8 protein-coding genes and 1 rRNA gene are annotated in these 11527 nt (G+C 40.8%); all 9 read right to left on the bottom strand.

What is annotated here, in order from left to right; all coding sequences use genetic code 11:
- Window positions 1–199: ribosomal RNA gene (locus IQ19_RS20725) — 16S ribosomal RNA — on the bottom strand; the annotation flags it as partial.
- A gap of 321 nt (window positions 200–520) precedes the next feature.
- Window positions 521–1606 carry an HD-GYP domain-containing protein gene (locus tag IQ19_RS20720; RefSeq protein ID WP_242021076.1) on the bottom strand — a complete coding sequence of 362 codons (1086 nt, stop codon included), beginning with the start codon at window positions 1604–1606 and terminating at the stop codon, window positions 521–523.
- A gap of 92 nt (window positions 1607–1698) precedes the next feature.
- Window positions 1699–4221, bottom strand: a complete 2523-nt coding sequence (gene gyrA / locus IQ19_RS20715) for a DNA gyrase subunit A (RefSeq protein WP_144544662.1) — start codon at window positions 4219–4221, stop codon at window positions 1699–1701.
- Window positions 4222–4514: 293 nt separating this feature from the next.
- Window positions 4515–6437 (bottom strand): DNA topoisomerase (ATP-hydrolyzing) subunit B, encoded by a 1923-nt coding sequence (gene gyrB, locus IQ19_RS20710; protein WP_144544660.1) that lies wholly within the window; start codon window positions 6435–6437, stop codon window positions 4515–4517.
- Between the two features lie 98 nt (window positions 6438–6535).
- A complete protein-coding gene (gene remB, locus IQ19_RS20705; RefSeq protein WP_144544658.1) occupies window positions 6536–6784 on the bottom strand; it encodes an extracellular matrix regulator RemB in 249 nt (82 codons plus the stop codon).
- 9 nt (window positions 6785–6793) lie between these two features.
- Window positions 6794–7912 carry a DNA replication/repair protein RecF gene (recF, locus tag IQ19_RS20700; RefSeq protein WP_144544656.1) on the bottom strand — a complete coding sequence of 373 codons (1119 nt, stop codon included), beginning with the start codon at window positions 7910–7912 and terminating at the stop codon, window positions 6794–6796.
- Between the two features lie 42 nt (window positions 7913–7954).
- Window positions 7955–8164, bottom strand: a complete 210-nt coding sequence (gene yaaA, locus IQ19_RS20695) for a S4 domain-containing protein YaaA (RefSeq protein ID WP_144544654.1) — start codon at window positions 8162–8164, stop codon at window positions 7955–7957.
- A gap of 331 nt (window positions 8165–8495) precedes the next feature.
- Entirely contained in the window at window positions 8496–9632 is a 1137-nt protein-coding gene (gene dnaN, locus IQ19_RS20690; protein WP_144544652.1) for a DNA polymerase III subunit beta, read from the bottom strand.
- 178 nt (window positions 9633–9810) lie between these two features.
- Entirely contained in the window at window positions 9811–11157 is a 1347-nt protein-coding gene (gene dnaA, locus IQ19_RS20685; protein WP_144544650.1) for a chromosomal replication initiator protein DnaA, read from the bottom strand.
- Window positions 11158–11527 lie beyond the last annotated feature (370 nt).

The following is an 11527-nucleotide window of genomic DNA, read 5'->3' as shown; positions in this document are numbered from 1 at the left end:
CCCTCATGTGAGGGAAAGAATTATCCGGTATTAGCTCCGGTTTCCCGAAGTTATCCCAGTCTTACAGGCAGGTTGCCCACGTGTTACTCACCCGTCCGCCGCTGACTTCCGGGAGCAAGCTCCCATCCGTCCGCTCGACTTGCATGTATTAGGCACGCCGCCAGCGTTCGTCCTGAGCCAGGATCAAACTCTCCATATAAGAGTTGATTAAGCTCATAAGTTGTCTTTTTGAAAAAGACTAAAGAATTAACGTTGACGTTTTTGTTCGTTCAGTTTTCAAAGATCAATCCGTCGCATAAGCGACTTTATTAATATATCATTTCTGATTATCAATGTCAACAAGTTTTTTTAAAAACCTTCTTGATGAAGTTGTTCATCTCTTGCTGACTTGAATTAGTATATCAGCCTGGGATATTGATTGCAAGTGTTTTTTTAAAGAAAGTTATTTAATCAGTACACAATGATAAGTAAGCTCTTTAAACAAACCAAATCTAATAAAAATAGACCGCAAATAAACGGTCTATTTCAAAACTTCATCTATAAATAGCTGGCGGTTTTTTTCTAAATGAATAATCTCGCCAGTGCCTTCTATCTTAACTAAGGGCCTTGTCGGTGATTTATCTTCTATAAAGAGAATTTCTGCATTCTGCCCATCTGAGAGTTTAACCCGGCTGCCAATGGAAAAAGTCATTATACCGGATCCCAAAGCCTGAATGGATTGGATATCATATTTCCCAAAGCTATCCTGAATAAGCATTTCAAGCACTTTGAAAGGAGATTGCTTTCGCCGGTAAAGCCTCTGGGAGGTCATAGCATGGAAGGCATCTGCTACGGCAATTACCTTTCCTGTTTGGTTGATTTTACTGCTTAGTTCACCAAATGGATATCCGGTGCCATCAAGCCGCTCATGGTGCTGGAAAATGCCAATCTTCGTACTCTCCCTTAAAAGAGAAATATTTTGGACCATTTTAAAACTAATGGTGGAATGCCTTTTTATGTCTTCAAATTCTTCAGAGCTTAGTGAGGTGTTCTTTTGCAGGATAACCGGATTTATTTTTGCCATGCCTGCATCAGCAAGGCAGCCCCCGAGAGCTAATTGCACGACTTCCCCTTTGTTATAATTTAATTTTTTCCCTATAAATGCACTTATGATTCCAACTGCCACTGAATGCTGAAACATATAGTCTTCATTAGTCGATAAATGGTGCAAGGAGAAAATTCCGGAAGGATTCCTCTCCATTTTGTCAATGAGCGGTATCATTATGTTTCTGATTTTTGCTATATCTATTGGCAGCCCTGACTGCCACGCGAGAAATTCTTTTTTATAACTTAGAACACTAATTAAAAATGTATCTAAAAAACTTGAGTCATTTACTTTTGTTTCCTGAGTACTCTGGACATCCTCTATCACTTCAGCAGGAATGAAAGGCAACCCATTAACTAATGTTTTTTCAACTACAGCCTCTTCAATTAGGAATACTTTTAAAATATCAAGCAGATCTTTAGTTAGGACGGTCTTTTGGCTAATGATGGGACGATTGGTCATGCTAAAAACATCTTCTGATAAGATACAGCCCTCTTGCAGTTCCTGAATATGTACACGCACCGTTTCCACACTCCAAATGTAATGAGTCTTTTATACCATTTTACATTATTTGGACAAAAAAAAGGAACACAAATAATGTGTTCCTTAAAAAATTACTCCGCGTCATCCCCATTAACTTCTTCTTCAGAAAGGGTTTCAGCATTTTCAAGAGGCTTCGTTAGTTCTTCCTCATCTTTTTCTTCCTCTTTTTCAACTTTTGCTACAGTTGATACCGCTTCGTCAGCATCCTCATTTATGCGAATTAATCTTACACCTTGCGTGTTTCTGCCCATTGTGGAAATATCGTTTACAGCCATGCGGATTAATACACCGCCGGTTGTGATAAGCATAACGTCTTCTTCTCCTGTGACAGCTTTCATAGAAACAAGGCTTCCGTTCTTATCGGTAATGTTGCAAGTTTTGATTCCTTTACCGCCTCTTCCCTGGACACGGTATTCTTCCGCAGGAGTACGTTTTCCGTAGCCATTTTTTGTTACAATCAGGATTTGAGTGTCGTCATCCAGCACTTCCATGCCAACTACTTCGTCATCCCCGCTTAAACTAATCCCTTTTACCCCGGTTGCTGTTCTGCCCATTGAACGGACATCATCTTCAGGGAATCGGATCAGCATGCCATGGCTTGTGCCAATTATGATTTCCTTGCTGCCATCAGTTAAACGCACTGAGATCAGTTCATCATCCTCACGCAGATTTAAAGCAATTAAGCCGTTGTTGCGGATATTGGCAAAGGAGGATAACGGTGAACGCTTGGATATACCTTTTTTAGTAGTAAAGAATAGGAACCAGTCATCGACAAACTCTTCAACCGGAATAATGGCGTTTACCCATTCATCTTTATCAACACCAAGAAGGTTTATAATCGGAATTCCTTTAGCCGTACGGCTGAATTCAGGGATTTCATACCCTTTAGCGCGATACACTTTTCCTTTATTCGTGAAGAAAAGAATTGTATCATGTGTAGATGTCGTGATGAGATGCTCAACAAAGTCATCCTCATTCGTACCCATTCCCTGGATTCCGCGTCCGCCTCGTTTTTGTGCACGGTAGGTGGATACAGGGAGACGCTTGATATAACCTTTGTGAGTTAAAGTAAGGACAATATTCTCACGCGGAATTAAATCTTCATCTTCAATTTGCTCGATGCCGCCAGCAACGATTTCAGTACGGCGTTTATCGTTAAAGCGCTCTTTGATTTCGTTTAATTCTTCACGGATAATTTCCAATACTTTTTCATCATCAGCCAAAATAGCCTTTAATTCGGCAATAAGCGCTACAAGGCCTGAATATTCGTCTTCAATCTTTTCGCGCTCCAAACCTGTCAGACGCTGCAAGCGCATATCAAGAATAGCCTGAGCCTGTTTCTCAGAAAGATTGAATTGTGTCATTAAGCCTTCGCGTGCAATATCAGTAGTCTGGGAACTGCGGATAAGATTAATAACCTCATCAAGATGGTCAAGTGCAATCCTTAATCCTTCCAAAATATGCGCACGAGCTTCCGCCTTTTTAAGTTCAAACTCAGTCCTGCGGCGAATAACTACCTTTTGGTGGTCCAAATAATATTGGAGGCACTGCTTTAAATTAAGTACCTTTGGCTGGCCGTCTACAAGGGCAAGCAAGTTAATCCCAAAGCTTGTCTGCAGAGCCGTTTGCTTATAAAGATTGTTCAGCAAGACATTGGCATTCGCATCTTTGCGGACTTCAATGACAATGCGCATTCCGTTTCGATCAGATTCATCACGCAGATCAGTAATGCCATCAATACGCTTATCGCGGACAAGTTCTGCTATTTTTTCAATCAGTTTAGCTTTATTAACCTGGTAAGGAAGTTCATTAACAATGATAACTTCTTTCCCATTTGACTTTTCCTCAATTTCTACTTTAGCTCTTAATGTAATAGAGCCACGTCCGGTCTCGTAAGCTTTGCGGATTCCACTTCGCCCCAGAATTAATCCAGCAGTAGGAAAATCAGGGCCAGGAATAATTTCCATCAGCTCTTGAACCGATAAATCCGGCTCATGGCTGATTGCCAGAACTCCATCAATGACTTCCCCAAGCTGGTGAGGAGGAATATTGGTAGCCATACCTACAGCGATACCAGAGGTTCCGTTTACCAGCAGGTTAGGGAAACGCGACGGAAGAACGATAGGTTCTTTTTCTGCGCCATCGTAGTTATCCTGATAGTCAATTGTATCTTTATTGATATCCCTTAAAAGCTCCATCGAAATCTTGGACATCCGGGCCTCTGTATAACGCATCGCAGCTGCTGCATCTCCGTCTACAGAACCAAAGTTTCCGTGTCCATCGACAAGCATATAACGATAGTTGAAATCCTGTGCCATACGCACCATGGTGTCATAAACTGCAGAGTCACCATGCGGATGGTATTTCCCGATAACTTCCCCGACGATACGGGCGGATTTTTTATAAGGTTTGTCGGAATGCATTCCTAAATCATGCATTGCATATAAAATTCTTCGGTGTACTGGCTTTAAACCGTCCCTTACATCCGGAAGGGCACGGGACACAATTACACTCATGGCATAATCCAGGAAAGATGAACGCATTTCCTGGCTGATATTAATTTCTTTTACTTTAGAATTAGGTGTATCGGCCATTTAAAGGAACCTCCTTTAAAGAAACTTGGGATGATAAGACATCCTCTCGTTACTTATCGTTTAGCTATTGCTAAGTTTTATCTGCAGAAACAAGCACAAAGGCTGCCGCTTCTGCAGTTGTTACACTTTTTATAATAAATCCCTGCAAGACGGGGCATAAACTAAAAGTAAATAAAATAGACCTATTATGTAAAAGCAGGATAGAGAGACCCTATCCTGAAAGAAAAGCGGAGGCACCTGGCGAGGCGCCATAGCTCTAAAAATTCCTGGTGCCAGAAAGTTTGCTTTTAAGATTAAATATCCAAATTCTTTACATACACCGCATTTTCTTCGATAAAATTGCGGCGAGGTTCTACTTTATCACCCATCAGGATTTCAAACGTTTCATCTGATTCAATGGCATCTTCAAGATTCACCTGAAGAAGTGTTCTTGTATCAGGATCTAGCGTAGTTTCCCAAAGCTGCCCTGGATTCATTTCTCCAAGACCTTTGTAACGCTGGATTCCTGGTTTCGGCTGGCTTGGCAGCTCCGCAAGAGTCTTTTCAAGTTCACGATCATTGTAAGCATATTCAATCCGTTTGCCTTGCTGGATCTTGTATAGTGGAGGCTGTGCAATATAAATATATCCAGCTTCGATAATCTGCCTCATATAGCGGTAAAAGAATGTTAATAATAATGTGCGAATATGCGCTCCATCAACATCGGCATCTGTCATGATGACAATCTTATGGTAACGCGCTTTTGAAATATCGAAGTCTTCGCCGATTCCTGTACCGATCGCGGTAATGATGGCACGCACTTCGTTATTGGACAAGATTTTATCCAAACGGGCCTTTTCTACGTTAAGAATTTTCCCTTTAAGCGGAAGGATGGCCTGGAAATGGCGGTCACGTCCCTGCTTAGCTGAACCACCCGCTGAGTCACCCTCAACCACATACAATTCGCTTATAGATGGATCCTTGGACGAACAGTCTGCGAGTTTACCCGGAAGGCTGGAAACTTCAAGGGCACTCTTCCTTCTGGTAAGCTCCCTCGCTTTTTTGGCAGCAAGTCTTGCTCTCGCAGCCATAAGACCCTTTTCAACAATCTTCCTTGCTACCGTTGGATTCTCCAGCATGAATTTTTCAAGAGCTTCAGAGAAAATCGTGTCCGTCGCAGCACGTACTTCAGAGTTCCCAAGCTTGGTTTTGGTCTGACCTTCGAACTGGGGATCCGGATGTTTAACGGATACGATCGCCGTTAAACCTTCTCGGACGTCTTCACCCGAAAGGTTCGCATCACTTTCCTTAAAGACACCGTTTTTTCTGGCGTAATCATTTATGACTCTAGTTAATGCCGTTTTGAAGCCTGATTCATGCGTACCGCCTTCATACGTATGAATATTATTGGCAAAAGAGTAAATATTGCTTGTGAAGCCATCGTTATACTGAATAGATACTTCAACCGTAATGCCTTCACGTTCTCCCTCAATATAGATAGGCTCATCATGGAGAACTTCTTTTGTTCTATTCAAATGTTCAACGTACGATTTGATTCCGCCCTCGTACATATATTCATTTTTCTTATTTTCCTGACGTTTATCTTCAATCGTGATCGTTAATCCTCTATTCAAGAAAGCCAATTCGCGGATGCGGTTTGCCAGAGTTTCATAATCATATTCAAGCGTTTCAGTAAAAATTTCACTGTCAGGCTTAAAGTGGATGGTTGTTCCGGTATGGTCTGCTTCTCCAATTACTTCAAGGTCAGCACTTGGAACTCCCCGCTCAAATTTTTGATAATATTTTTTGCCATCACGATGGACAAACACTTCCAATACAGTTGAGAGAGCATTTACAACGGAAGCACCAACACCATGCAAACCTCCGGAAACCTTATATCCTCCGCCGCCGAATTTTCCACCGGCATGAAGAACGGTCATAATAACCTCAACTGCCGGCCGGCCCATTTTCTCATGTATTCCAACCGGTATACCGCGGCCATTATCAACTACAGTAATACTATTATCCTTTTCGATCATTACATTGATCTCTGAACAATATCCGGCAAGCGCTTCATCAATACTGTTATCGACTATTTCCCAAACGAGATGGTGAAGTCCTTTGGCACTTGTTGAACCGATATACATTCCCGGACGCTTTCGAACCGCTTCCAGACCTTCCAGAACCTGTATCTGATTCTCATCATAGGATTGTTCCTGCACTGCCTTTTGCTCCATTGCCACATCGGTCACCTACACTTTCCATTTGCATTCCAAATTCGCTAATCTATAAAAAAGCTTGGCTGTACTTTGAGATGCACCAAACTATAATTTTTTTAAAATTCCTGAACACTTAATTTATGCGATCTTTTTTTTAATGTACCGGAAGCCAGCGGGGAGAAATAGATTTTTTCAGTCGTTACCACCACAGATTTGTAAGATCCTTTTGCGAGGTTAATAACTGAATCATCCTGGCGCTCTAAACACTCTTCTGCATATTCGGTAGATATGGCGCTTTCTTTATCAATTATTGCCACAATATCTCTTGCTCGGACTAACACATCTTCACCTACATGGATGTACATGCGATCACCTCACTGAATCTTTTTGATCCTTCCTGCTTCAACACTGAAGGCTGCTGCCTCTTTCAGTGTCTGGTGGTCTATTCCATCAACACTTGTCGTTGTGACAAACGTTTGTACCTTCCCTTGAATGGTATTCAATAAGTGGGATTGGCGGTAATCATCCAGTTCTGAGAGGACATCATCTAGCAGGAGAATGGGATACTCTCCTATTTCAGAATGGATCAGTTCGATTTCGGCGAGCTTAACGGATAGGGCTGTCGTCCTTTGCTGGCCTTGAGAACCAAATGTTTGCACATCCCGCCCATTTACGTGAAAAATAAGGTCATCCCGGTGGGGGCCAAACATGGTTACCCCCCGCTCGATTTCCCTGTTTTTCACTTTTGTAAATTTTTCTTCGTATACTTTAACCATTTTCGACAAATCTTGTTCTTCTGATACCTCTGCAGAGGGCTTGTACTCAATTTTCAAAGTCTCCAGCCCTCTTGAAATGCCTTCATGGATCGGCTGTGCCCAATTTTCAAGCAATCTAAGAAATACAAACCGCTTGGAAACAATTTTCGCAGCCATTTCTATAAATTGTTCTGTCAAAATTTCAAGCATAGTATGGTCAGTCTGCTTTTTTATCTGCAGCATCTTTAAGTAGTGGTTTCGCTGCTGGAGAATTTTTTGATACTGGCTAATATCATGCAAATAGACAGGTGAAACCTGCCCAATCTCCATATCAATAAAACGACGCCTTACTTGAGGGCTCCCTTTTACAAGATGGAGGTCTTCAGGCGCGAACATAACAACATTCATATTGCCGACATACTGGCTTAATTTCTGCTGCTCTATATGATTGCATTTAGCTTTTTTGCCTTTTTTGCTTATCACTAATTGCATTGGCAGAGATCCATGGCTCTTTTGGACCCTTCCTTCTATTTTAGCATAATCTTGATCCCAGCGAATAAGATCTTTGTCATTTGATGTCCTGTGAGACTTCGCCATTGCCAGTACATAGATGGATTCCATGACATTTGTCTTCCCCTGGGCATTTTCTCCCAAAATAACGTTCACTTTATTCTCGAAATTAACTTCCAGTTCTTCGTAATTCCGGTAATTTTTCAAAAGCAATTGCTCTATATACATAGACGCTACATCCTTTTAGGGTTTCGCGCTAAAAACAGCCAGCTAAACGATCGTAAATTCACCGACATCATGAATTTCCACTTTATCTCCTGTTCTTAGCTTTCTTCCCCGTCTTTGATCCTGTTCCCCATTTACAAAAACTTCGTATTCACTTAAAAACCATTTAGCCATTCCGCCAGTTTGAATCACATCTGCAGCTTTCAGGAATTGGCCCAATGTAATATATTCCGTATCGATTTGAACTTCCGTCATATTATTCACTCTTTCCCATTGTCAGACTTTATGTGCTATGCGGAGAAATCTTTTTTTATCATGCACCAAGCACAACAATTTCTAGAATGTTATCTAATATTCTATTTTACTAAATAAATCGCAGATACACAAAGAAAACCCGCTATAGCCTTTAATATTCATTATTCCCTGGCAGTTTGCCGATATTCGGTCTATTTTGGCCAGCTTTTCGCTTATACGATCTGACAGTTTCATGGACCTTACCTCAATTACTAACCAATACCTATACAGATCATTTCTTGTATAAAAAAAGTAAGCCGCCGGCAATGGCCGGCAGCTCCATTATTAGTCTTTAATACGTTCTTACTGGCAGGATCAATTGAAGGATTGAGTCGTCATTTAACGGTTTTATTATGAAAGGCCTCATAGCTCCAGTGAAGCTTACAGTAATTTCTGTGCCTTCAAGGGCTTTTAGAGCATCCATCATGAACTTTGCACTAAAGGAAATCTTTAGTTCTTCGCCTTCAACTGATTTGCTTTGGACCTCTTCGACAACCTTTCCGATTTCCGGCGTATTGGATGAAATTTCGATCACTCCGCCTTCAATAGTGGACAGCTTGACTACATTGTTTCTTCCTTCCTTTGCCAGTAATGAGGCACGGTCAATTGCCTGCAGGAATTCCTTCGTAGTAACAACTACATCTGTCTTGCTGTCTGATGGGATTAGCCTTGATGTATCTGGGTAATTTCCTTCAAGCAGTCTTGAGAAGAACAGCAAATGTTCGGCTTTAAACAATACCTGGTTTTCGGTAATGACAATATCAATAAGATCATTATTGTCATCAAGGATTTTGCTCAATTCACTTAAGCTTTTGCCGGGAATGACAACATTATAATTTTCGTTGGCAGTTGTTTCGATTTGGGCTTTTCTTAATGCAAGCCTGTGGCTATCTGTTGCAATACAGGTTAAGGTGCCATTTTCCACCTTCCAGTTTACACCTGTCAAGATAGGGCGTGTTTCTGAGGTGGACACTGCGAAAACAGTCTGGCGGATCATGGCCTTTAATAGGTCCGTCGGAATTTTAAAAACATTTTCTTCCTCAATTTGAGGTAAGTGAGGGTACTCTTCAGCATCCAATCCATTTAAATTAAACTCGGACTTGCCTGAACGGATAACAGTCTGAAGGTGGTTTTCGACATGGATTTCAACACTGTCAGTAGGAAGTTTTTTAACGATCTCACTAAAAAATCTTGCTTGCAGCACGATTGCACCTGGCTGTTTGATTTCAACAATCTCATTTCCAGCTTCCTCTTTTGGAATAAAAGATTCGATTGAAATATCGGAATCACTTCCTGTTAGTGTTACCCCTTCTTCTGAAGCAACGATTTTAATTCCAGTTAAGATTGGAATGGTTGTTCTGCTTGTTACAGCTTTCATGACATCCTGGACGCTTTGAACCAAACGATCCCGTTGGATTATAAATCTCATTTTTTTAAATCCTCCAAGCATATTTTAATGGCCTAATGAATATATATATTTTTTATAAAAAAGTAATAGAAGTACTAGTAGGGCCTGTTAACATGTGGATAACTGCATTTTTCGAAAGGAAACACAGCCTATCCACATGTGGACAGACTGTGTGTAAGTTAGGTTCAGTTATGCACAGTTAAACCTTGAGCAATTCATTTATTTCTTTAATCTGTTTCTCAAATTGAGAATCTGACTGAAGCAATTTTGAAATTTTTTCATGGGCGTGAATGACGGTTGTATGGTCCCTCCCGCCAAATTCCTCCCCAATTTTAGGTAGGGAAAAATCGGTTAATTCCCGAGATAAGTACATAGCAATTTGCCGCGGAAAAGCAACTGACTTTGTCCTTTTCTTCGCTTTAAAGTCCTCAAGCTTCACATTATAATGTTCGCCCACTACCCTTTGGATTTCATGAATTGTGATTACCTTTGGCTTGGAGCTTGGAATGATATCCTTTAAAGCTTCTGCTGCAAGGTCCGCATTTATATCTTTATTTATTAAAGAGGAATAGGCCACTACACGAATAAGGGCACCCTCTAATTCACGTATGTTTGAATCAATCTGATTAGCAATGTACAGCATGACTTCATTTGGAATGTCGAGACCCTCTGCTTTTGCTTTTTTTCGTAAAATGGCAATACGCGTTTCCAGATCAGGCGGAGTAATATCAGTGATAAGTCCCCATTCAAACCTGGAGCGAAGACGGTCCTCAAGCGTCGGAATTTCTTTTGGCGGCCGGTCACTTGAGATAATGATTTGCTTGCTTTCTTCATGCAATGTATTAAATGTATGGAAAAATTCTTCCTGAGTTTGTTCTTTTCCAGCTAAAAACTGAATATCATCGATAAGAAGAACATCCACGTTTCGATATTTATTGCGGAAATCTCCCGCTTTGTTATCTCGGATTGAGTTAATGAATTCGTTAGTAAACTTCTCGGAAGATAAGTAAACCACTTTAGCAGATGGATTATGATCTAATACATAATGGCCGATTGCATGCATGAGGTGAGTTTTTCCCAGTCCAACTCCCCCATAAATAAATAATGGATTATACGCCTTTGCGGGTGCTTCTGCTACTGCAAGTGAAGCTGCATGTGCGAAGCGGTTACCCGACCCAATAACAAAAGTATCAAATGTATATTTTGGATTAAGCATTGTTAATGGCAATTCAGGCTGGTCTTCCTCTGTCCTTTTCTTTTTTGGCGGAAGTGGAAGATCCACCTCTTCTTCACTCTGATTTTGCGGAATGATAAATTTTACTCCTAACTCTTCACCAGTAATGTCATAAAGAATTCCGGAGATCAGTTGGGAATAGCGCTCTTCCAGCCAATCACGGGCAAACTCATTGGGCGCTTTAACCACTAAAGTATCGCCTTGAAGGGAATGGGCTTTTGTTGATTTTAGCCATGTATCAAAGCTTGGTTTGCTGATTTTCTTTTCGATATTGGCAAGAGCGTTATTCCAAAGATCCGCAATGTTTTCCAATAGATATCCCTCCTTTGCCGTTAGTTTCGTGCAACAAAAACGATAGGTTATACAAGTTGTACAACCCTTGAGTTAATAAATATACGAAACTGTTTATGTGGAAAATTATATAATAAGGAAGTAAAGTGGAATTTCGACAGTATCCACTGTCTGTGGACAAACTTTTACAAACCCCTTGGATAACCTGTCCACATGTTATCCACAATCTGTGGATAATGAAGATATGCACTATGATTTATTAAGTGTGAAAACACAATAATGATAACAGATAATCCTAATGGTTGCAATGCTTTTTAAACCTTTATCCACAAGTCCCCTATCATGTGCATAATAATTGTCCACAGCCTCTGTTTGTGTGAAAAACTTGTCG

Origin of the sequence: Cytobacillus oceanisediminis, assembly GCF_007830235.1 — a bacterium.
GTDB lineage: Bacteria > Bacillota > Bacilli > Bacillales > Cytobacillaceae > Cytobacillus > Cytobacillus oceanisediminis.
This window is presented reverse-complemented; position numbering and strand designations above follow the sequence as displayed.

What these genes read in the sequence shown, in the direction of transcription:
- gyrA (WP_144544662.1), bottom strand. Translation starts at nt 4,221, where the DNA reads ATGGCCGATACACCTAATTCTAAAGTAAAAGAAATTAATATCAGCCAG.
- gyrB (WP_144544660.1), bottom strand. Translation starts at nt 6,437, where the DNA reads ATGGAGCAAAAGGCAGTGCAGGAACAATCCTATGATGAGAATCAGATA.
- remB (WP_144544658.1), bottom strand. Translation starts at nt 6,784, where the DNA reads ATGTACATCCATGTAGGTGAAGATGTGTTAGTCCGAGCAAGAGATATT.
- recF (WP_144544656.1), bottom strand. Translation starts at nt 7,912, where the DNA reads ATGTATATAGAGCAATTGCTTTTGAAAAATTACCGGAATTACGAAGAA.
- yaaA (WP_144544654.1), bottom strand. Translation starts at nt 8,164, where the DNA reads ATGACGGAAGTTCAAATCGATACGGAATATATTACATTGGGCCAATTC.
- dnaN (WP_144544652.1), bottom strand. Translation starts at nt 9,632, where the DNA reads ATGAGATTTATAATCCAACGGGATCGTTTGGTTCAAAGCGTCCAGGAT.